Origin of the sequence: Acinetobacter chinensis (genome assembly GCF_002165375.2) — a bacterium.
Taxonomy (GTDB): Bacteria; Pseudomonadota; Gammaproteobacteria; order Pseudomonadales; family Moraxellaceae; genus Acinetobacter; species Acinetobacter chinensis.
The window spans coordinates 2,887,407-2,909,724 of the sequence record NZ_CP032134.1 but is presented as its reverse complement, the minus strand read 5'-3'; the positions used below and the strand labels follow the sequence as shown (position 1 = coordinate 2,909,724).

The window sequence follows — 22,318 nt, the reverse complement described above, 5'->3', positions numbered from 1 at the left end:
CAACAGTTTTAAAGGCTGTCAATAAACCCAAATGCCCAGACGATGCTGGGCATTATAAAGAATAGCTGAATTAATTTTTAGTTGCAGGTAATAGAATGTTCAGAATCAGTGCGGCAATACCACCTGTTGCAACGCCTGAGCTGAAAATATTACGCACCAGTTCTGGCAGATGTTCCAGAATCTGAGGAACCTGTGCAACGCCAAGACCCAGTGCCAGGGAAATGGCAATAATCAGCAGTGCACGACGGTCAAGCTGAATACCTGACAGAATGTTGATCCCTGATGCAGCAACTGCACCAAACATCACCATTACAGCACCACCCAGTACGGCTTGTGGTACAGCCTGAATAACGCCTGCAACAGCAGGGAACAGTCCCAGAATGATCAGCATCACGGCAATCCAGATCCCGACATAACGGCTTGCAACACCGGTCAGCTGAATCACACCGTTATTCTGTGCAAAAACAGAACTTGGGAATGTGTTGAAGATACCTGCCAGGAATGAGTTCGCACCATTGACCAGAACACCACCTTTAATGCGCTGCATCCATACTGGACCATCGACAGGCTCATTGGAAATTTTAGAGGTTGCAGTGACATCACCAATGGCTTCCAGGGAGGTCACCAGGTAAATAAATGCCATTGGAATAAACAGACTCCATGAAAAGCCGATGCCGAAATGCATAGGTGTTGGAATTTGAATTAAAGGTGCATCATTTAAGCCATCAAAGTTTAAATAGCCCATGAAGCCCGCAAGAATATAGCCAATCACCAGGGCGATCAGAATAGCTGAGCTTTTCACCCAGGTAATGCGGACACGGTTCAGGATAATAATGATTGCCAGCACGCTACAGGACATGATCAGGTTGTCAGCATTGGCAAAAGTTTTATCGCCCATCGCCTGATAACCACCACCCATACTGATCAGACCTTCTTTAATCAGTGTCAGACCAATCAGAAGAACAACAATACCGGTGACCAGAGGCGTGATCAGCTTTTTCACCCATGGCAAAATGCGTGATACACCCATTTCAATAAATGAGCCTGCAATCACTACACCAAAAATAGATGCCATGACCGCTTCTACCGGTGTACCTGCGGCAACCATGGCAGAACCGATGCCGATCATTGGACCAATAAAGTTAAAACTGGTTCCCTGAACAATCAGTAAACCTGCACCAAAAGGTCCCACTTTTTTACATTGCAGAAAAGTTGCCACCCCTGAAATCACCAGGGACATGGACAGAATCATATTGGTGTCTTCTTTGGAAACCCCCAGTGCCAGACAGATTAAAAGCCCAGGTGTGACAATCGGGACAATAATCGCCAGTAAATGCTGGAGGGCAGCCAGAAAAGCGATAAACGGTTTTGGACGGTCGTTCAGACCATAGACAAGATCAAGGCGATCTTTTTGCTCGGGGGATGTATTCAGATCAGACATAAGTCAGCAAAGTTTAGCAAGGTGGCGCTATTCTAATCGAGTTACATGACATTACAAAACCAAAAGAATACCGATTATCCAAAAAAAACGTCAGTGTCAATAAACTGTCACTACTAAAAGTTAATATTTTTCTGTATAATTTGCCCTCAAACTTTAGGCGTATCGAATTTACATGTCAGATATTAAAACACTCCGGAACATTGCCATCATTGCGCACGTCGATCATGGTAAAACGACTCTTGTCGACAAACTTTTACAACAATCAGGTGCATTAGGTGATCGCGCGGGTGAAATCGAGCGTGTCATGGATTCAGGCGCTATTGAAAGTGAACGTGGTATTACCATTCTTGCAAAAAACACTGCAATCAAATGGTTAGATAAACGTACTGATACTGAATACCGTATCAACATCGTGGATACCCCGGGACACGCCGACTTCGGTGGTGAAGTTGAACGTGTAATGTCGATGGTTGACTGCGTACTGCTTCTTGTGGATTCACAGGAAGGTCCAATGCCACAGACCCGTTTCGTAACGCAAAAAGCGTTCGCACGTGGTTTGAAACCAATCGTGATTATCAACAAAGTCGACAAGCCAAGTGCGCGTCCAGACTGGGTAATCGACCAGGTATTTGATCTGTTTGATAACCTTGGTGGTACTGATGAACAGCTGGACTTCCCGGTTGTATATGCTTCAGGTCTTCGTGGTGTGGCTGGTCCATCTCCAGAAGAACTTGCTGAAGACATGACTCCATTGTTCCAGACAATCGTTGACATCGTTGAACCACCAGCAGTTGATGTTGATGGTCCATTCCAGATGCAGGTATCTTCACTTGACTATAACAGCTTCGTAGGTGTTATCGGTGTTGGTCGTATTCAGCGTGGTTCAGTGAAACTGAACACACCTGTAACAGTGATCGACAAAGACGGTAAAACACGTAACGGTCGTATCTTAAAAATCATGGGTTACCACGGTTTAGAGCGTATCGACGTTGAATCTGCTCAAGCAGGCGATATCGTTTGTGTAACAGGTATTGATGAACTTCATATTTCTGACACCATCTGTGATCAGAAAAATGTTGAAGCTTTACCACCACTTTCTGTAGATGAACCTACAGTATCTATGACTTTCCAGGTAAACAACTCACCGTTTGCCGGCAAAGAAGGTAAATTCGTAACTTCACGTAATATCCGTGAACGTCTTGACCGCGAATTGATTCATAACGTAGCACTTCGTGTTGAAGATACTGATAGTCCAGACCGTTTCAAAGTTTCTGGTCGTGGTGAACTTCACCTTTCAGTTCTGATTGAAAACATGCGTCGTGAAGGCTTCGAGATGGGTGTTTCCCGTCCACAGGTAATCCTGAAAGAAGTTGATGGTGAAAAACAGGAACCTTACGAAAACGTAACATTTGACGTTGAAGAGCAGCACCAGGGTTCTGTAATGGAACAGATGGGTCACCGTAAAGGCGAAATGACCAATATGGAAGTTGACGGCAAAGGTCGTATCCGTATTGAAGCAACTGTTCCTTCACGTGGTCTGATTGGTTTCCGTTCTGAATTCCTGACTATGACTTCAGGTACTGGTATCATGACGTCAAGCTTCTCTCACTACGGTCCTATGAAACAGGGTACTGTTGCGAAGCGTCAGAATGGTGTACTGATTTCTATGGTTCAGGGTACTTGCCTGGGCTATGCACTGTTTACACTGCAGGATCGTGGTCGTCTGTTTGCTAAACCACAGCTGGAAGTTTATGAAGGTATGATCGTCGGTATTAACTCACGTTCAGACGACATGACTGTTAACCCAACTAAAGCGAAACAGTTAACAAACGTACGTGCTTCTGGTACTGATGATGCGTTGACTCTTGTTCCTGCAATTGAATACACGCTTGAACAAGCGCTTGAATTCATTGAAGATGATGAATTAGTTGAAGTAACACCTAAGTCAATCCGTATCCGTAAACGCTGGTTGACTGAAAACGAACGTAAACGTAACCGTAACGGCTAAGCTATACTGTTAAGTTGAAGAAAAACCGCCACTCATTGGCGGTTTTTTTATGGCTGAATATTTTGCTATAGTGGTTTTTATAATAAATATGACGATATAGGTATGGCGTTTGAACAGTCATTTACCCACAGAAAAACAGCAAAAACTGAAACAGCTCATAGTGATATTCTGTATTTTACTGATCACCCTTTTATTTGCATTTACTTTTTTAATCGCTGAACCCACTCAGGAACTGAGTAGTTTTGAACTTGATCAGCAGGGTCAGAAAGTGGGCTCAGGTCCGACAGAGTTTAGAATTTATAATCAGCAGGTCTATGTCGCTGTACCGAGTAATGGTCATTATGTCATTCCTGAGGCTGATTTAAAGACGATCCGTATGCTTTCGGATGATATCGCGACCAGACAGATAGCTGTGGATCAAAAGCATGTCTATTGTGGCAATATGATTCTGAAAAATTTAAATCCGCAGACTGTACGCTCGATTGGTGATGGTTATATCAGCGATGGTCAGGTCAGTTATTATTGTTCGCAGATCACGGAGCGTAATACTGAGTTGAATGTTGTGAAGGAAGTCTGGCAGATTTTGCTTCATCACACAGGAACAGGTTCAAAACCACAAAGCTACTGGTATCCACATTATCAGCTGGAAACGAGTCAGTCTCCGTATCAATTGACTGTTCAGGGAACGGTCAGTAATGGAGAGTACACCTATTTCAGAGGAAAACTGGTTGAACAGGCAAATGGTCATACTATGCGATATTTGCCATCTTATTCAGGTAGGTCAGACCGATTACGGGAAAGTAGTTATTACACCGCAGATGGAACACATGTTTATTATAAGAACAAGCGTGTGCCTGTTCAGGATCAATCACAGTTAATGGTGTTTGATTTTGGTGGCGGGATTGAGTCTGAATTTTTACATGATCCTAAAACACAGAATTTTTATTATCAGACATCGCCATTTTCACAAAAATATTCACCTTATTATCTGCTCAATAAAGATGATGAACATGCGCATGATCCCTTATTTCTCAGTCAGCAGGGCATTTATTTTTATCATCGAAAAGAACAAAAAATACAGCGTGTAGGTGATAATCCATTCAATCAAAAGCTGACACAACTCGCACCCGATGTTTTTCATAATGGACAGGATACTTATTATCTAGGTCTTTATGATAAATACATCCGCAGTGGGCGGGGGACGAAACTCTGCTACCGTTCAACTGTGCTTTATCGGTTGAAGAACGCACCTGTAAATCGTTGGCAGAAAATTGCTGAAGTGAAATATGGTGATGGTAGGTGGCGTGCTGCAACGATATGGAAAAATGGTGCGCAATATTATTATTTTGATGAATTTGGTCAGGGGCAGGGTTTTGATCAGGCGGTTTATCTGATCAAAGATGCGTATGCGCTCAGATTTATTTTAAATCCATCGAGATCCAGTGATGATATCCGTCAGTATGTAGGGCGTGGAATCTTATTATCTCCTCAGATGGAAGGGTTAGTGAAAGCAAAATATGATGAAAATTTCTGTGTCAGTGAGCTTTGGTCAAAAAATGAATAATAGTTATGCGTATTCATGTGAGAATAAAAGTATGTTTTTTGTGTAAAGTGTAAAAAATATTGGAATTTTCAGAAAACCAGGTAGATTATGCAGAAATGTATATAGAACATTAATGTATACTTCATCACATAAAAATGACGCATAAATAGCGTGGAGTAAAATATGAGTATTCTTTCAGAATTCAGAGAATTTGCTGTAAAAGGCAACATGATGGACATGGCAATCGGTGTGATCATCGGTGGTGCTTTTGGTAAAATTATTGATTCTTTAGTTAAAGATATCATTATGCCGTTAATTACGGTAATCACAGGCGGTGGCGTAGACTTTACGCAAAAGTTTTTCGTATTAGGTGATAATCCAGACAATCTGACCTCTTTGGATGAACTGACTAAAGCGGGTGTGAACGTATTGACCTATGGTAACTTTATTACCATTTTCCTTAACTTCCTGATCCTGGCATGGGTGGTTTTCCTGCTGGTTAAATTCTTAAATAAAATCCGTAAACCGGTTGAAGAAGCTGCAGCAGCTACTCCTGAAGATATCGAATTGTTACGTGAAATCCGTGATGAGCTGAAGAAACGTGATTAATTCATGCTTCTGAATAACTGACGGCACTTTACAGTGCCGTTTTTTATGGCGTGTTTGAGATCAACCGATGATTGTACTCAGTTTATAAATACAGGCGATGCCATATGAAAAAGTGGTTATTCTTTTTTATCATTTTGAGTCTGTCTGGATGTACAGATCAGAAAAATGACAGCACTGAAACAGAACAATATAAAGAAATTCGGCTTCCCGATGCAGCAGAAGCACAGGGCGAAGATCGGGAATCAGGATATATTGAAAACATGCCCAATGCAGAAACGGTGATTGAAACTGTTGAGTTGAATTCAGGTTCGGACAGTCAGGCACTGATTAACGCATTGCAACAGAAGCTGAAAAAGAATGGTTTCAGTCTGTCAGCATCCAGGGCAGCTGAATCATGGGCTGTAAACGACTGCAGGAAAAATAAAATTCTGAAGATGGCAGGGCAGGGTGTCAGCAGTTTTTATGCAGAAAGTCGTATCGGGATTGGGAGCCGGAAAGATTATTATCCTGACTTTTTGATGTACGTTTTTACATTCAGTGATTCGGCACAGGCAGACAGGTATTTCGGGGAAATTTCTTCAGCCCTTGTTTCGGGTGGCGGATTCTGTAATGGTAAAGCACCCGATAAACTTGTACAGAATGGAACGCAGCTGTTTTACCTGACCACCCGTGCAGAAATGTTCAGAGGGTATATCAATCAGTACGCTGAAGTTATTCAGTCATTTAAAAAGTAATCAAATAACGGGTTCATAGGGAACTGAATTATTTGAACACACTGCAGTGTATGAGTGACAGGCATGACATAAGGTTGATGATTGTATCCAGTCTTATGTCATGCTGAAGATAGGCTTTAATCCATCCGGAACTTGATTTCCAGCAGATGCCAGCCAAACTGACTTTTGATTGGACCATGTAACTCACGTTCAGGAAGGGTAAAAACAGCCTTATCAATCGGTGCGACGAGTTGCCCTTTTTTAATATCACCCAGCTCGCCACCTTTTTTACCTGATGGGCAGGTCGAGTGCTGTTTCGCAATTTTGGCAAAATCAGCGCCTGCTTTTATTTTCTTTTTCAGCTGTTCACATTGGTCTTTATCTTTAACCAGAATGTGTCGAACGATAGCAGACTTCATGCTTTGCTTCCTTTGGTGACTTTCTTGACGGCAGTTTTCACTTTTTTCAGTGGCTGACATTGCGGGCAGAACACACTGGCTCTTTGCCCAAGTTTTAAATTTTCCAAAGTGGTTTCACAGTTCACGCACATTTCACCTGTGCGACCGTAAGCGAGCAGGGTCTGCTGAAAATAACCATTTTCACCCATGGCATTACTATAGTCTCTTAAAGTTGAACCACCCAAGTCGATTGCCTGTTTTAAAATACGTTTAATCTCGATCACCAGTTTTTCAATCTGATCATGGCTTAAACTGGATGCAGGCTGCGCAGGATGGATTCCCAGGTTAAACAGGCTTTCAGTCGCATAGATGTTGCCGACACCTACCACAATATGATTGTCCATAATGGCAACTTTTGTGCCGACATTTTTATTTTTAAATTTAGACGCTAAATATTCTGCATGGAATGCATCACTGAGTGGCTCTGGTCCCAGGGTATCAATCAGTCTGGTCTGGCTGTATTCATCCAGCCATAAAATACAGCCAAAACGGCGTGGGTCATGGTAGCGCAGTTCAGTATCTTCAAATTGAATGATCAGGTGATCATGCTTACGCAGTTCTGTCCCTGTGTCACATAACCTGAAACTGCCTGACATTCCCAGATGCCAGAGCATGGTGTCCTGTTCAAATTCAGCAAGAATATACTTGGAACGCCGTGTCAGCCTTAGCAGTTTCTGTCCCTGAAGTTTCTGAATGTCAGCGGGAATTTCCCAGCGCAGACTGGACTGGTGAACCTGAACAGAGATGACTTTCTGATCAATCAACAGTAGAAGACTGACTTTGGTGGTTTCAACTTCAGGTAATTCAGGCATGGATCACATATATTCGGAAATCTTGCTGGTTATTGTAGCTGTTCCATGTGTGTCAATAAAGCATGCTGAATGGATTGAACTTGTGTTATATATTGTGTGAATAGTAAACATATATAAGCCTGATTTATGGTTGGAAAATGTGGGTGAAGATGTAATCTGCTGTTTTTTTAATATTTATATTGACTGATAAAAATAAGTTTTGAAACTGATAAAAATAAGCTGATAGTCCTGATTTAAAAACGATGTAAATTTCTCATAAATTAAGGGTAAAGATAAAGTTTATAGCTGATCTGATCACTGCGGGTATGTATGATTTTTTATCTGTCAGTGCAGTGTATGCTCTAAACCTGGTCGATGCCTCTTAATTTGTGTTTAGACCGTTCTGGCTGGTTCATTTCAGTCTCTGTCCGATACACAACGCTGTAAATCTATTTGAAATACTTCTCCCGATCAGGCTTCCTCATGAAAAAAACAGCTCTTTCCATCATGGCAGTTTCCATTGCCACTCTGATGTCCTATTCACATGCTGAACAGGCTTTTTCTAAGGATGGAAAAACCTTAACTGGCGACTGGAACGGTACACGGACTGAACTTGCTGAAAAAGGCGTGAAGTTTGATGGAACCATTGCGACAGATGGTTCCTATCTGGCAGATGGTGGTTATGATGCACATCAGGCTCCGACATTTGGTACTCAGTTTGGACTGGGTACAACGCTTGATCTGGAAAAACTGGCAGGCTGGGAAGGCGTGACTTTTCGGGCACTGGTGACTGCACGTCAGGGGCAAAGCACCTCCATTGACGCTATACAGGACCCTGCTGCACCACAGTGGGCAAACTCTCAGGCGAACTGGGGACGGGGTAATTCAGGCAGCCGCCTGAGTGAGCTGTATGTCGAAAAGAACTTTAAGGATCAGGGGATCAGTGTCCGACTGGGACGTATGGGACTGGGAACTGAGTTCAATACCATGGCATGTGACTTTCAGGGCAATGCATTCTGTGCCGCACAGATGGGAAAATGGCAAGGTAAGCTCTGGTACAACACACCTGTTTCACAATGGGGTGGACGTGTGAAATATCAGATCAGTCCTGAACTGTTTGCACAGGCAGGTGTATTTGAATATAACCCTGAAAATGCCCTGGAACGTCACGGATGGAACCTGGATACCAAAAATGCTGATGGTGTAAATGTACTGTCAGAAGTTGTATGGTCACCAAAACAGGGGCTGAATGATCTGCCAGGCAGTTATCGTTTTGGTGCTCTGTATAACACTGCGGATGATGCTGCAAATCAGTACAATATCGGCTATGCCAAAGCGACCATAGGCGAAGACCGCACTTTTGGTGGATGGATCAGCTTTGAGCAGCAGCTGACATCTACAGGTGAAGGTCGCCGTGGTTTACACAGTTTTGGTAATTTTACTGCTCATGACCGTACCACGACGGCTGTTGAGGATTCTCAGCAGCTGGGACTGAAATATATTGGTCTGTTTGATGGACATCCGGATGACATACTGGGACTGGCGGTTAACCGTATTCATATCAATGACCGCTACCGTGATTACATCAACAGCAGTCGTGCAGGTACGGATAAAACCCTGTTAAATAAAGATGCTGAATATAATGTGGAGCTGAATTATTCATATTATCCGGTCAGATGGTTCATGTTGCGCCCACTGGTTCAGTATGTGGTTTACCCTGGGGCGACGACAGCCGTGGATAATGCACTGGTGGTTGGACTGGGCAGCAAAGTTATTTTCTAAGCGATATGCTTTTATAGGATTGTTTGAAAAGACAGGCAGATAACATCTGTCTTTTTATGTTTCAGGTTCAATAAACTCAAATGAATGAGTGTGTTTATAAAAATTCAGAAATGTGATCTTAAATACATTCACTGAGACAAAAGCGAAAATTCTACAAAAACTGGCAAAAAGTTTTAAAGTGAATAGTGTCAAATTCTGCTATATATCCATACTGCGAAAATAAACTGATCTTTCAGGAAAGAAAATAATGGCACGACTATTTCAACCTTTGCAGCTGGGAACGCTGAAACTGAGTAACAGAATTATCATTGCCCCGATGTGTCAGTATTCTGCAACAGAGCAGGGGCAGATCAGTTACTGGCATGAGCAGCAATGGGGAACCTATGCGCTGTCAGGCGCAGGCTTATGTATCGTGGAGGCGACCGCTGTTCAGCCTGAAGGTCGGATCAGTTATGCAGATTTAGGGCTATGGAATGATGAGCAGGGAGAACGCATCGCGGTATTGCTGAAAAAAATAAAAACAGTATCACCAGTGCCTTTTGCCATTCAGCTTGCACATGCAGGTCGTAAAGCTTCAACAGAAAAGCCGTGGAATGTCAGTCATGGGAAAGCACAGATTTCTTCAGCAGATGAGCATGGCTGGCAGACAGTTGCGCCAACCGAACTTGCATTTCAGGAGTCCGATGAAAAACCGCATGCACTCACGGTTGCAGAGCTGAAAACCATCCAGCAGGACTTTGCTCAGGCAGCTAAGCGGGCAGTTGAAGCGGGATTTGATCTGATTGAATTGCATGCTGCACATGGTTATCTGATGCATCAGTTTATGTCACCGCTCGCAAATACCCGTACAGATGGATACGGTGGAAGTTTTGAAAACCGTATCCGCATGGTTATGGAAACATTTGAGTCCATCAAAAAAGCTGTGCCTGATAATTTCCCTGTCGGGATCAGACTTTCAGCACAGGACTGGGTTGAAGGTGGATGGACACTGGAAGAAACCGTGGCATTATCGAAACAGCTGGAACAGGCAGGAGCGGTGTATATTCATGTTTCCAGTGGAGGTTTACATCCTCAGCAGAAAATTGATGTACATGCCAGTTATCAGGTTCCATTTGCGGCTCAGGTTAAAGAAAATGTCAGTATCCCTGTGATTGCAGTGGGTCTGGTGACAGAGTCCATGCAGGCAGAAGGAATTCTGGAATATGAACAGGCAGATGCCGTTGGACTGGCACGTGCCATGCTGTATGACCCTCGCTGGCCGTGGCATGCAGCAGCGGAACTGGGTGAAACGATTCAGATTGCGCCACAGTATCTGCGCTGTCAGCCACATGGTTTCAGAGATCTGTTTCATCCGTTTGAATGAAAACAGCTGAACTGAAAAAAGCCCCTGAATACAGGGGCTTTTTTTGATTCATCATAAATCAGCTTTTTTTCGCTGTTTTGGCAGGAGCTTTAGCCTGTTCAGCAATCATTTTATCCACGATTGCCAGGGACTCTTTTGCCTGAGGGACATTGTCCTTTGCCAGGGCAGCAAAAATCTTTTTCGCTTCAGGTAAATTCTGAGGAATGATATTGCCATTGGTCAGCATATTGCCAACTGCGAGCAGTGCAGGAATATAGCCTTTCTGAGCCAGTTCCTGAATACTTTGCAGACCTTCCTTGATTGGTGCTTCAGTTTTATTTTTGAAGCCTAGGCTGATGTTATACAGGGCTTTTGCATGAATGGCCTGATAGTTTCCTTTTTTAATTAAAGGTTCCAGTTTCTGTAAGCCTTCCTTATCGGAAGCAGGCTTGTTTTCAGAAAACAGTAATACTGCCAGGTCCAGGGTTGCATCATCAAAACCCTGAGCAGATGCTTTACTTAAGTACTGCTTCGCTTTTGTAATGTCTGTTTTTAAGCCCAGTGTACCTGTGGCATAGTTTTTACCCAGCACATAGTTTGCAACTGGATAGCCTTTGCTCGCAGCCTGTTCATACAGTTTGACTGCTTTTTTCTCATCTTTGGCAGTCCCCTGACCCGTCTGAGTCAGATAACCCAGATTGTAAATAGCCTGAGCATTGCCCGTTTTTGCAAGCTTATCCAGTTCCTGGTAAGCACCGGTCATATTTTTAGCTTTGACCATCTCTTCAATTTTTGCAAAAGCAGGGTCGATAGCAGCCGGTGCTGCCTCCGCTGCAAAAGCCATGTGGGATGAAAGAGCGATCAGACTTGCGAAGATAATTTTTTTCATTTTCATATAACAATGTTAACCATGTTGTTTCAGCAACATAAGTCCTTTTGATTACTGTACTTCAGTATATAAGTTATGCCTTTTGAAAAGTAAATATTGCATTTGTGAAATTTGTAGCATCTTTGATGAAAATCACTGAAAACTGGGAGAAATTATGGATGGGATAGTTTTCTTTGTCTTTTATAGCAGGTCTGTGTATTTGACTGGAAAAGTCTGAAAATCTGGAATAAAAAGGTTAAAATTTCAGACTGATCTGAATATTCAGGCTGTATTTTAAATTTCATCTTATTTTTAGCAGTGAGAAAACAGTGTTTATAAAAGGCATCCGACGGAATTATGACAAAGTCTTTCAGGACGACAGTATTGCAGATGAAGATAAAATTGATGCTTTACTGATGAAACTGGGGGGGGATTTCTGGTCAGTAAAGATGATCGTGTCTATATTTTCCAGAAAGGTGATTTAACTTCAAAGTTTGATGCCAAACATGCCCGTGCATTTCACTTTAAAGACTATGTCTGTAAAGATATGAATAAACTGTTTCATGGGTTTTGATAAAATTATCCTCCAGATTTGGAGGATAATTTATTTTGAATTGGCTGTATTAATATGTTTAAAAATTGTTTCGCAAAGATCCTTAGCTGAATCGGTAAGCTCCCATTCGATATGATCCATCAGAGTTAATATTAGACGACAAAATTTTAATTTATCTTTAATTGTTCCTGATGAATCGGCAAAGCACTTTTTAGGTTTATTCTCAGCTGTTCTGGGAGTTCCAACTTTAATTTTAGCGTCGATGATTTTTCCGATACCATCTTTTGTGTGAAAATAGTTTTGATCATTTAATAGTTGTGTTATGTCAAAGCCATCTTTTGTATCAGATTGCATTCCTCCAACTGATAAATAGTTTGTCAAAGTATTCCGTAATTCAATCTCATGACTTAAAGCAGATTCCAAACCTGAATATTTAATATTACAGGCATAATGAATAATATTGGAGGGTAGAGTATTTTCTGTTTCTTTACATGTTAGAAGGTGAAATTGATCGCCTAATGATTCCGTCAATTGTTCGACACGATTGCCTTTCCCTTGAATATCACCATCAGCAATAAGAAGAACACTGCTTGTTGTAAGTAAAGCATTCATACCTTGATCATTTAAGTGATCAGTAAATTCATCACTGAATTCCCAATGAACTAAATTACTTCCGGCATATTCAACAAATGTGTAGTGATAATTCGGCATAAAACGACGATATTTTTTATAAAGTCTTTCATCAGAATTTTTTAATCCAGCTAAATATTTTTCCATATATTTAGTGATATATAAGCGGTCTGTAATACCTTCGACCCAAATGGTGCAATTGGCTAAATAAACAGAAGATGGTTTTACACCTAATGAAGCGAGTTGGTCACGATCTCGGTCACAACGATAAATCTTAAAATCAAACTTATTCGAATCTTCTTTATTAGGATCTTTGACAAATTTTTGAATAATGACTTGATCAGATTCATCTGCCATATCTAAAAGATGGTTGGAATGTGTAGTAAAGAAATAATAATGATTGGTTTCATTCAGATAAAAGTTCATAAGTTGGCGAACCATACCTGCATGCATATGAAGTTCAGGCTCTTCGATAAAAAAGGCATGAGTTGCATCATTTCTGATAAAAGCTTCATAGGTCAGAATAATGACTTGTTGTAAACCATCACCCAGTTCTGAAATTGGAAATTGTTTATCATTTCCAATTTTAATATTGACTACATCTTGGTTATGTTTTGGAATAAGTGTAATTTTTTCATTATCGAAAAAAAATTGACTTAATTTTTCTTCATATTGTTTGATAATTTCACGCTGTTCAGGTTCTCCTAATAAATGAATTTTCAGTTCATGATATAAGCATTCACCTGTAATAATATTTGTTGAGTTATATTTTTCTTTGTCATAGAAATAATCTTTTTGAGCGCGCTCAATATACGGTTGTTTATTTTGATCTTCTGTGACAGGGCGCATTCCACGAAGAATAGGGACATATAATTTTGTGTATGATTGTAAATATTTATCTTTAACACCTGAGAATTGAGCACCATCAGCATTATTGCCAACCGTATAATGAGAAATTTCGTCTTTTAAAGTATATCTTTTTTCAACACTACATTTCGTTGGTAGATTATTTAGTTGGTCAAGTTTTATCAGTAAATCAGATTTGTAAGTTCCTCCGAATGTACTTTTTTTACCTATTGAGGTAGGATTAATAGAGTTAACAATAGGATATATTTTAGTGTAAAATTGTTTAACATCTAAATTATTATAATCATGGATGCGATATTTTGATAAAAAAAGCTCTCTCAGGAATCTACTTTTCCCTGCATTATTTTTACCGATAAAAAAGTTTAGCCTTTTTATTTCTATAATTTGGTCATACTCCTGTTTATTGTCAGAACTATAACCATTTAAATTTTCAGCCCAATAGTATAATTTTTCAGTCATTAAAAAAGCCCCTAAACTTAGAGGCTAATTTATCACAACATTTTAAAAATTATAGAATTACTGCGGTCTCGCCACATCACCATTTAAATATTCAGGCAGCTCTAACACAGTCACATCCAGTTCTGGTAAAGCATCGGGACGGGCGACGACCAGTGCAATAAAACCACCTTCATAAGCAGTACTGTTCACCACCTGAACACCTTTACTTAACTGCTCCCCCAAAGCAGGAACATCGCCTGAACCCTGAATCACATGCAGCCATGCCTTAGGTTTCGCTTTAAACCATAAACGCGCAATCACTTCCTGACCCAGGTAACAACCTTTGTCATAGTGAACACCTTCACGCTGGTGCAAACGGAGTTCCTGTGGCTGAAAAAGTCCTTCAGTCTGTTGAACAATGAACGCCTGACCATGCTGGATTGCAGAGACTTCCCATGCAGCAATATCAGTTGCTTCAGATGAAAAAACAGTCGTATCTGCCGTCAGTGTCGGAAAAACTGTACCCATTGGTTCAAGTTTCATTTTAGAGAACGCACCGTATTTTTTGATGTGTTTTGAAAACTCATCTGCCTGGTCAGCCGTAGTGACGATTTCAAAAAGTTCAGGATTGATCTTTGTGAGCCATAAACCAAAGTGGATACGCCCTTTCAGATCACAGATGGCAGTATAGCGAGTGGTATTTTCAGCCAGTGCTTCTGTGTTTAACGTGACTTGTCCCTGAAGGAACTTCTGGGCATCTGCACCGGCTAAAGTAAATGAGGAGAATGCTGAAATGGTCATAATAAAACCCGACTTAATTTATAGAAGTTTAAGTCAGGTCTACAACAATAGACAAGTCAATTCAATTAATTAAACCACACCACGGAAATGGTCACGGATAGAAGCCAGAGCAACACGGTCAAAGAATCGTAAATCACTCACAAACTGCGGCATATTTAGGCCTTTGTCGTATCTGATGGTGTATTCAATCTGTAGGAAAATGCGGTCTTCATATTCAAGAATGCTTGATTTAATGAAGGTCTTTTCTTTGTTGGTCTCATTACTTGCGATGACGAGTTTGAACATATTTTCATTGCTGAATTCAGCAATATTATGAATCAGCTGTAAATTAATTCTTTCGTTTTCAGCATCAACTCTTACATCAAAATAAATATCTTCAATTTTGACACTGAAACCTCTGTCCTCAACATCTATAACGTCAATAAACGCATTCTTTAAAGCATTGGCGATGGTTTGTGAGTTGATCTGGTTGGAAGGTAAAATCATGAATGCCCCAGTTGTTTTATAAGATTAAATTTTTAAATATTTGATGTTTAAAATAATATATTTCGAAATGTGAGACTTCCATTCAATTACGACTAAAGAATAAGATTAATTTTCCACTATTTTTTAATAAAAAACTGATTTAGAGCAAATATTCAACTCAAGTTGTTACTAAATATTTCAAAAACCCCTGTTTTTATATCTAAGTTTATGAAATATAAACAATTTGGGAAATGGGTTTTCGGCAGTGTACTATTCAAACATCAGACACGCAGTACAAAATGATGCAAGAGGCACAATTCAATGAATAACAACTACCGCAAACCACTGCAAGGTACCCAGCTCGAATACTTCGATGTGCGTCAAGCCGTTGAAGACATCCAGCAAGGCGCATATGCGAAACTTCCATACACTTCAAAAGTATTGGCTGAACAGTTAGTCCGTCGCTGTGACCCAGCCATTCTCGAACAGTCTTTAAAAGAACTGATTAATCGTAAACAGGACCACGATTTCCCTTGGTATCCAGCGCGTGTGGTGTGCCATGACATTCTCGGACAAACTGCACTAGTTGACCTTGCAGGTCTGCGTGATGCAATTGCAGATCAAGGTGGCGACCCATCAAAAGTAAATCCTGTTGTACCGACTCAGTTGATCGTTGACCATTCACTTGCTGTGGAATTTGGTGGTTTTGACCCTGATGCATTTGAGAAAAACCGTGCGATTGAAGACCGTCGTAACGAAGACCGTTTCCACTTCATCGAATGGACAAAAACTGCATTTGAAAATGTCGACGTGATCCCTGCGGGTAACGGCATCATGCACCAGATCAACTTGGAGAAAATGTCTCCAGTAGTGCAAAACCGTGGCGGTATCGCATATCCAGATACATGTGTAGGTACAGATTCTCATACACCACATACTGATGCGCTTGGCGTAATTTCAATTGGTGTCGGGGGACTCGAAGCTGAAAACGTAATGTTGGGTCGTGCATCGTGGATGCGTCTGCCAGACATTATCGGTGTGGAATTTGTGGGTCAGCGTCAGGCAGGCATTACTGCAACAGATATCGTATTGGCATTGACAGAATTCTTGCGTAAAGAGCGTGTGGTGGGTGCATATTTAGAATTCTTCGGTGAAGGCGCAGACAGCATGTCAGTGGGTGATCGTGCGACGATTTCCAACATGACTCCTGAATATGGCGCTACTGCGGCAATGTTCTATATTGACCAGAACACCATTGATTATTTAACACTGACAGGTCGTGAAGCAGATCAGGTTAAACTTGTCGAAACTTATGCCAAAGAAATCGGTCTTTGGGCATCTGATATGACACAAGCGGAATATCCACGTGTTTTACGTTTCGATCTTTCAACTGTAACTCGTAATATTGCAGGTCCATCAAACCCACATGCACGTGTATCGACAGCTGACTTAAAAGCCAAAGGTATTGCAGGCAACTTAGAAGCTGCTCGTGCGCAAGAAGCTGAAGGTTTGATGCCAGATGGTGCGGTGATCATTGCAGCGATTACGTCTTGTACCAATACTTCAAACCCTCGTAATACCGTTGCAGCAGGCTTGTTGGCGCGTAAGGCAAATGAGTTAGGCTTAGTACGTAAACCTTGGGTGAAATCATCTTTTGCACCAGGTTCTAAAGCAGCAGCGTTGTATCTTGAAGAAGCAGGTGTGTTGGGTGATCTTGAAAAGCTTGGTTTCGGGATCGTGGCGTATGCATGTACGACCTGTAACGGTATGTCAGGTGCGCTTGATCCTGTGATTCAACAGGAAATTATTGAGCGTGACTTGTACGCAACTGCGGTACTTTCAGGTAACCGTAACTTCGATGGTCGTATCCATCCGTATGCAAAACAAGCATTCTTGGCTTCTCCACCTTTGGTTGTGGCGTATGCGATTGCAGGAACAATCCGTTTTGACATCGAAACAGATTCTTTGGGCAATGATAAAGATGGTAATCCAATTTACCTAAAAGACATCTGGCCATCGGATGAAGAAATTGATGCATTGGTAAAAGTTGCGGTTAAACCTGAGCAATTCAAAAAGATCTACATTCCAATGTTTGATTTGGGTGTAAATGCTAAATCTGAAAGCCCGTTGTATGACTGGCGTCCGCAAAGTACCTATATCCGTCGTCCGCCGTACTGGGAAGGTGCTTTGGCAGCTCCGCGTACTTTGGCGAATATGCGTCCGCTTGCAATCTTGGGTGACAACATCACCACAGATCATTTATCACCATCGAATGCAATCGTACTAGACAGTGCTTCAGGTGAATACTTGAAGAAAATGGGTGTGCCTGAGGAAGACTTTAACTCGTATGCAACACACCGTGGTGACCATTTGACCACGCAACGTGCAACATTTGCCAACCCTAAACTGTTCAATGAAATGGTGGTTCGCTCTGACGGTACGATCAAGCAGGGTTCTAAGGCGCGTGTTGAGCCTGAAGGCGAAGTGATGCGTATGTGGGAAGCGATTGAAACTTATATGAATCGTAAGCAACCATTGATTATCATCGCAGGTAAAGATTATGGTCAGGGTTCAAGCCGTGACTGGGCTGCCAAAGGTGTGCGTCTTGCAGGTGTTGAAGTGATCGTTGCGGAAGGTTTTGAGCGTATTCACCGTACTAACTTGGTCGGTATGGGTGTATTACCGCTTGAGTTTAAAGCAGGTACTGACCGTAAGACGTTAAAGCTTGATGGTACTGAGTTGTATAGCGTGATTGGTAATATTGCACCGCGTTCGACTTTAACTTTGGTGATCGAGCGTTCGACTGCTGATGGTCAAAATGAGATCGTGAAAGTGCCTGTAACTTGTCGTTTGGATACTGAAGAAGAAGTGCATGTGTATGAAGCGGGTGGTGTGTTACAACGCTTTGCACAGGATTTCTTGGAAGGGAATGTGGCTTAAATTTTGAGCTAAAATTTATTGTAATTGTTGTATAAAGACCCTACATTTATGTAGGGTCTTTATACATGGGTTTTACTCATAGAGAAAAAAATTATGGTATTTAACAAACACCCTTCAGAACAATTAGAAAAGTTATTTAACTCAAAACCTTATCAGGGACAACAGCCTGAGAAAGCAAAAATCATTTTTTTAAGTTCAGATGCAAATTATTCAGAAGAAATTTCAACTCATCATTTTTTTAATAGAATAATCGAATATCATGAGGATGGAATTAAATTCTGGCAGAAATATCAGGTACATCACCCATTCTTACTTGATGAATACCCATTCAAAAAAAATCAGGGTGGCGTCCCATTTCATAAACGATTTAAATCAGTTGGATTGACATCTGAGTACGCGAAAGAAGTATGTTTTTTGGAGCTATTGGATATACCGACAATTGGGAGTATGTCTAAAGATAAAAAACTGTTTCTTAATCTAATAAATCCTGATCATTTAAAGAAAATAGATAAAGTATTTCAGAGTGATGCAGGTCAGCTCATTTTTGTTTCGAAAAATGTAATCCAGTTTATGCATTTATTAAAGAAAAAGTATAAGGTTTTTGATTGGCTTGAGCCGAATATAAGTAAAGTGGGCGATAGTGTAAAAATAAAAAGTAACCAACTTTTAGTGATTTATCATTTTTCTGCATCGGTAGAAACAACATATCGGCAAAGTTTAAAGACGTATATTGATGAAATATTAAGTTAAAAGTTAAACTGGCTTGCTGAACTGAATAAAGTTGTACATTTAATTTCGGATGTTAATGAGCGGTTGAAAAACAATCAATAAATACCTATCATAAGATATGTATCAAGACTATTGGAGTAGGTCATGACTACAGCAAAAGTTTTTATGACAGGACGCAGTCAAGCCATTCGTTTACCGAAAGAATTTCGCTTTGAAGGAAAAGAAGTCGAAATCTTTCGACGTGGCGATGAGGTCATATTGCGTGAAAAACCTGTGACAGCAGACTATTTGTTTAAAGTATTGGCACAGATGCCTGATGACTTCTATGCAGAAGAAAGAGTGGATGAACCACCACAGGAACGAGAAGAGTTCTAATGCCGACACAATACTTATTGGATACTAATATTTGTATCTCTATCACTAAGCATCAACCTGAAATTGTCCGTCAGCATTTTGAAAAGCATTTGCCAAACCGTAACATTTTAATGTCAGTGATTACTTTAGGCGAGTTACGTTTTGGTGCTGAAAAGAGTCAAAACAAAGAAAAAGCTTTAAAAGTCATAGATGAATTAACTTCAATCATTCCTGTTGTTGAACTGGATGAAACAGTCGCTGAACACTATGCACAAATACGAAAAGACTTAACTTTAAAAGGTCAGATTATAGGAAACAATGATTTGTGGCTTGCAGCGCATGCAAGAGCAAATGATTGGGTTATGGTGACCAATAATGAAAAAGAATTTTTACGAGTTGATCAATTAAAAATAGAAAATTGGGTAACAAAAGCGATTTAGAGATTTAATGAAAGTTGATCTATATTTATTTGCACATAAGAACTTTCAATAAAATATAAAGAGAACCCCATGCCCAAAAAATTCCCTGAACAAAAAGCCGAAGAAGAACGTCGTTATATTTTGGCAAGTGGTGCAGCCAATACAGCCGAACTCGAACCCTTTTTAACAGACCCAAATCAAGCGATTCGAGCGACTGCCGCCATGAATCCCGATGCAGATGCCGAAATTCTCGACCGCTTTGCAAACGACAAATTCTGGGGTGTACGCATAGAAGTGGTGGGGCATCCCAATGTCAGTGAAACGACCCTACGTAGATTACTAGAACCCAAAGTCAGCAAACGAGGCGTTGTCCATCATGCAGCCTGTGAAAAACTCAAAGAACGAGGAGTAGTATTTGGAGCTAACGGCATGCCACTCGATATGCAGAAATAAATTGAAACAAATAGAATAAATAAAAATTTATCCACATTCTGGAAAATTTAAGCAAAGAAAAAACCAATATGTGAAGATTTTTATCTCAAAGATAAATAAATCTGACAATAATTTCGCCAATCCATTTCTTGCAAAAATGACACCATCATTTTTAAAAATAGCCAATAGACATTCATCTCGATAGCGGTATACTGATTTCACCATTTCTAAAAACCTATGGAGAACAAAAATGGTTACTGCTGGCTCTAAACCTGGAACAGGCTTCTATTTTTGTGTTCAATGCGGTCAACGCACCTACTTAGAAATTGGTACAGATCGACTACCACCGTGTACCAAATGTCTTGGCAATCATTTCAACAAATAAGATTGCATAAGCACAATAATTAAAACGGATACTCCCTGTTTTAAAATAAAAGCCCTATTACTCAATAGGGCTTTTTGCTAACGTATATACAGTTAAAAATAATAAAAGAGAAAGGGTGGGCACAGATGATTGAAACAATATTAGGACTCTGTATTGGTATAGGCTTAAGTGCAGCCTGTGGTTTTCGTGTCTTTGTCCCTTTACTGGTCATGAGTGTCGCTTCCCTGATAGGCTGGTTTGAACCCATGAAAGGCTTTGAATGGCTGGCGATGCCATCGGTCTGTATAGGACTGGCTGTGGCAACGGTCTGTGAAATTGGTGCGTACTATATTCCCTGGGTGGATAATGCACTTGATACCGTTGCAACTCCCGCAGCGATGATGGCAGGAACTCTGACCACTATGGCTGCAAGCACTGGTGAAATGTCTCAGTTTGTCAGCTGGGCAGCAGCGATTATTGTGGGTGGTGGAACAGCTGGTGCTGTACAGTTAAGTACAGTAGCTGTCCGTGGTGTTTCAACTGCCACGACTGGAGGAATTGCAAATCCAGTGGTTTCGACCACCGAATGGATCAGTGCATTGGTTGTATCCGTATTGTCTTTTGTAGTCCCTGCGCTGGTGGTTGTGGTTGGTATTATTCTGATGGTGATCGTGATCCGCTGGGTACGTAAAAAACGTCAGGAAAGCAGTATTCAGAGTTCAAATGCCTGAAAGGTTTTGAGATTAAAACAATGGGTTTCAGGCTGTTTTGGCAATATGAAATGATCTGTATGACTGGATAACGGGTCAGTGATTATTTCACCAATATGGATTGAGCAGTAGATACCGCTGTCTTTTTATAATGCACTGTTGTGAACAGATGATGAGCTAAAAATATTTCAGATGATGAAAATAAAAGACCGACGATTCGAGTGATGATGAAATCGTCGGTCAAAAAAGCATTTGCCCTGAACAGTATGGCTGCTGTTCAAATTGTTCAGAGCGAGCTAAACTTATTGCTTTAGAAAGGTCACCGAAAATATTGTGGATGCCGATACAAATCATCGGATTATTCAGACCTTGTACCCTATATAACGCAGGGGGATGTGGATTGGTTGACATAAAAATGAAAAAAAATTCAATTTTTTTTATAATTCTTTTTCAGTACTGAATGGTTCGGCTCTATGATCTCCCTAACTCGATATTTTTTATGGTTTTTTCTGTTCTGTATAATTTTCACCTGTATCTGTGGAGTACTGGCAGCGATATTACCTCAGGGAGTCGGTGGTATTTTAACAGCAGTTCCTTATCTGGTTGCCATGATACTGGTGCTGTATAAGTTTTTAAAACAGCAGAAACGCGCGCCAACACAGGCAGAACGTAAAAAAATCACCCTCGGTTTCAGCCTGATTTTCTGGGGCTATAATATTGTCTTTCTGCTTCTGGGACTGGTGATATTTTCACGGAACAGTCCTGATGTCTGGCAGGATTTTATGATGTATCTGAGCCAGTCGCAGTTTCTGGTTGTCATGTTTATCATGTTTCTGTTACTGGCTATACCGCTGTATCTGCTGACCTGGTGGTTTTATGGCAAACAGGCAGAGCGCATGGCCGAAAAAATGTTTTCCTGAGTCTGAATCCGCTGTTCAGGTTGTAGCTGCTGTCAGATCTTATTTATTTCCTGGAATATCCTGATGTTTTGTTGTAAATATTCATAAGTTTTCATAAGAAACCTGCCTGTTTTTTTGTATGTTGGTCAGGAACAGACAGGC

Annotated in this window: 21 protein-coding genes and 1 pseudogene; 15 read left to right on the top strand and 7 right to left on the bottom strand. The window is 40.9% G+C overall.

What is annotated here, in order from left to right; genetic code table 11:
• Nucleotides 1–70 precede the first annotated feature (70 nt).
• A complete protein-coding gene (locus tag CDG60_RS14730) occupies nucleotides 71–1,441 on the bottom strand; it encodes a uracil-xanthine permease family protein (protein WP_087513965.1) in 1,371 nt (456 codons plus the stop codon).
• A gap of 172 nt (nucleotides 1,442–1,613) precedes the next feature.
• On the opposite strand from CDG60_RS14730, the gene typA reads away from it, so the two are divergent.
• The 4 genes from typA to CDG60_RS14710 all read left to right on the top strand — a co-directional run bounded on the left by typA (nucleotide 1,614) and on the right by CDG60_RS14710 (nucleotide 6,335).
• Nucleotides 1,614–3,449 carry a translational GTPase TypA gene (gene typA, locus CDG60_RS14725; protein ID WP_087513966.1) on the top strand — a complete coding sequence of 612 codons (1,836 nt, stop codon included), beginning with the start codon at nucleotides 1,614–1,616 and terminating at the stop codon, nucleotides 3,447–3,449.
• A 109-nt stretch (nucleotides 3,450–3,558) separates the two neighbouring features.
• Entirely contained in the window at nucleotides 3,559–5,013 is a 1,455-nt protein-coding gene (locus CDG60_RS14720; RefSeq protein ID WP_087513967.1) for a DKNYY domain-containing protein, read from the top strand.
• Between the two features lie 162 nt (nucleotides 5,014–5,175).
• On the top strand, nucleotides 5,176–5,601 hold the full coding sequence (mscL, locus tag CDG60_RS14715) for a large conductance mechanosensitive channel protein MscL (RefSeq protein ID WP_087513968.1): 426 nt from the start codon (nucleotides 5,176–5,178) through the stop codon (nucleotides 5,599–5,601).
• Nucleotides 5,602–5,705: 104 nt separating this feature from the next.
• A complete protein-coding gene (locus CDG60_RS14710) occupies nucleotides 5,706–6,335 on the top strand; it encodes a hypothetical protein (protein WP_087513969.1) in 630 nt (209 codons plus the stop codon).
• Between the two features lie 116 nt (nucleotides 6,336–6,451).
• On the opposite strand, the gene CDG60_RS14705 is transcribed toward CDG60_RS14710, so the two are convergent.
• The gene (locus CDG60_RS14705) at nucleotides 6,452–6,733 is read right to left on the bottom strand and encodes a peptidylprolyl isomerase (protein ID WP_087513970.1); all 282 of its coding nucleotides are present in this window, start codon (nucleotides 6,731–6,733) and stop codon (nucleotides 6,452–6,454) included.
• Nucleotides 6,730–7,584 (bottom strand): bifunctional DNA-formamidopyrimidine glycosylase/DNA-(apurinic or apyrimidinic site) lyase, encoded by an 855-nt coding sequence (mutM, locus tag CDG60_RS14700; RefSeq protein WP_087513971.1) that lies wholly within the window; start codon nucleotides 7,582–7,584, stop codon nucleotides 6,730–6,732. Before mutM ends, CDG60_RS14705 begins: the two co-directional genes overlap by 4 nt.
• A gap of 462 nt (nucleotides 7,585–8,046) precedes the next feature.
• On the opposite strand from mutM, the gene CDG60_RS14695 reads away from it, so the two are divergent.
• Together CDG60_RS14695 and CDG60_RS14690 are read left to right on the top strand one after the other, a co-directional pair.
• Entirely contained in the window at nucleotides 8,047–9,345 is a 1,299-nt protein-coding gene (locus tag CDG60_RS14695) for a carbohydrate porin (RefSeq protein ID WP_087513972.1), read from the top strand.
• A 247-nt stretch (nucleotides 9,346–9,592) separates the two neighbouring features.
• Entirely contained in the window at nucleotides 9,593–10,708 is a 1,116-nt protein-coding gene (locus CDG60_RS14690) for an NADH:flavin oxidoreductase/NADH oxidase (RefSeq protein WP_087513973.1), read from the top strand.
• Nucleotides 10,709–10,766: 58 nt separating this feature from the next.
• On the opposite strand, the gene CDG60_RS14685 is transcribed toward CDG60_RS14690, so the two are convergent.
• Nucleotides 10,767–11,576, bottom strand: a complete 810-nt coding sequence (locus tag CDG60_RS14685; protein WP_087513993.1) for a tetratricopeptide repeat protein — start codon at nucleotides 11,574–11,576, stop codon at nucleotides 10,767–10,769.
• A 308-nt stretch (nucleotides 11,577–11,884) separates the two neighbouring features.
• Here CDG60_RS14685 and CDG60_RS14680 point away from each other — a divergent pair.
• Nucleotides 11,885–12,129: pseudogene (locus CDG60_RS14680) on the top strand (hypothetical protein).
• A 30-nt stretch (nucleotides 12,130–12,159) separates the two neighbouring features.
• Here the strand turns inward: CDG60_RS14680 and CDG60_RS14675 are convergent.
• From CDG60_RS14675 to CDG60_RS14665, 3 genes are all read right to left on the bottom strand, one after another.
• Nucleotides 12,160–14,064 carry an AAA family ATPase gene (locus CDG60_RS14675; RefSeq protein WP_087513974.1) on the bottom strand — a complete coding sequence of 635 codons (1,905 nt, stop codon included), beginning with the start codon at nucleotides 14,062–14,064 and terminating at the stop codon, nucleotides 12,160–12,162.
• A gap of 57 nt (nucleotides 14,065–14,121) precedes the next feature.
• On the bottom strand, nucleotides 14,122–14,844 hold the full coding sequence (gene ygfZ, locus CDG60_RS14670; protein WP_087513975.1) for a CAF17-like 4Fe-4S cluster assembly/insertion protein YgfZ: 723 nt from the start codon (nucleotides 14,842–14,844) through the stop codon (nucleotides 14,122–14,124).
• Nucleotides 14,845–14,913: 69 nt separating this feature from the next.
• Complete coding sequence (locus CDG60_RS14665) at nucleotides 14,914–15,330, bottom strand: hypothetical protein (protein ID WP_087513976.1); 417 nt, start codon at nucleotides 15,328–15,330, stop codon at nucleotides 14,914–14,916.
• Between the two features lie 300 nt (nucleotides 15,331–15,630).
• Between CDG60_RS14665 and acnD the strand changes: the two genes are divergently transcribed.
• The 8 genes from acnD (at nucleotide 15,631) to CDG60_RS14625 (ending at nucleotide 22,177) form a co-directional block, all read left to right on the top strand.
• Entirely contained in the window at nucleotides 15,631–18,249 is a 2,619-nt protein-coding gene (gene acnD / locus CDG60_RS14660; protein ID WP_087513977.1) for a Fe/S-dependent 2-methylisocitrate dehydratase AcnD, read from the top strand.
• A gap of 93 nt (nucleotides 18,250–18,342) precedes the next feature.
• Complete coding sequence (locus tag CDG60_RS14655; RefSeq protein WP_087513978.1) at nucleotides 18,343–18,999, top strand: hypothetical protein; 657 nt, start codon at nucleotides 18,343–18,345, stop codon at nucleotides 18,997–18,999.
• 123 nt (nucleotides 19,000–19,122) lie between these two features.
• Nucleotides 19,123–19,353, top strand: a complete 231-nt coding sequence (locus CDG60_RS14650; protein ID WP_087513979.1) for an antitoxin — start codon at nucleotides 19,123–19,125, stop codon at nucleotides 19,351–19,353.
• Nucleotides 19,353–19,772: a type II toxin-antitoxin system tRNA(fMet)-specific endonuclease VapC gene (gene vapC / locus CDG60_RS14645; protein ID WP_087513980.1), complete on the top strand. Its 420-nt coding sequence runs from the start codon at nucleotides 19,353–19,355 to the stop codon at nucleotides 19,770–19,772. Before CDG60_RS14650 ends, vapC begins: the two co-directional genes overlap by 1 nt.
• A gap of 69 nt (nucleotides 19,773–19,841) precedes the next feature.
• On the top strand, nucleotides 19,842–20,204 hold the full coding sequence (locus CDG60_RS14640) for a hypothetical protein (RefSeq protein ID WP_087513981.1): 363 nt from the start codon (nucleotides 19,842–19,844) through the stop codon (nucleotides 20,202–20,204).
• A 229-nt stretch (nucleotides 20,205–20,433) separates the two neighbouring features.
• On the top strand, nucleotides 20,434–20,568 hold the full coding sequence (locus CDG60_RS14635; protein WP_111858212.1) for a zinc ribbon-containing protein: 135 nt from the start codon (nucleotides 20,434–20,436) through the stop codon (nucleotides 20,566–20,568).
• A gap of 128 nt (nucleotides 20,569–20,696) precedes the next feature.
• A complete protein-coding gene (locus CDG60_RS14630) occupies nucleotides 20,697–21,278 on the top strand; it encodes a DUF4126 domain-containing protein (protein ID WP_087513994.1) in 582 nt (193 codons plus the stop codon).
• A gap of 452 nt (nucleotides 21,279–21,730) precedes the next feature.
• Nucleotides 21,731–22,177 (top strand): ABZJ_00895 family protein, encoded by a 447-nt coding sequence (locus CDG60_RS14625; RefSeq protein ID WP_087513982.1) that lies wholly within the window; start codon nucleotides 21,731–21,733, stop codon nucleotides 22,175–22,177.
• The last annotated feature ends 141 nt before the right edge of the window (nucleotides 22,178–22,318 follow it).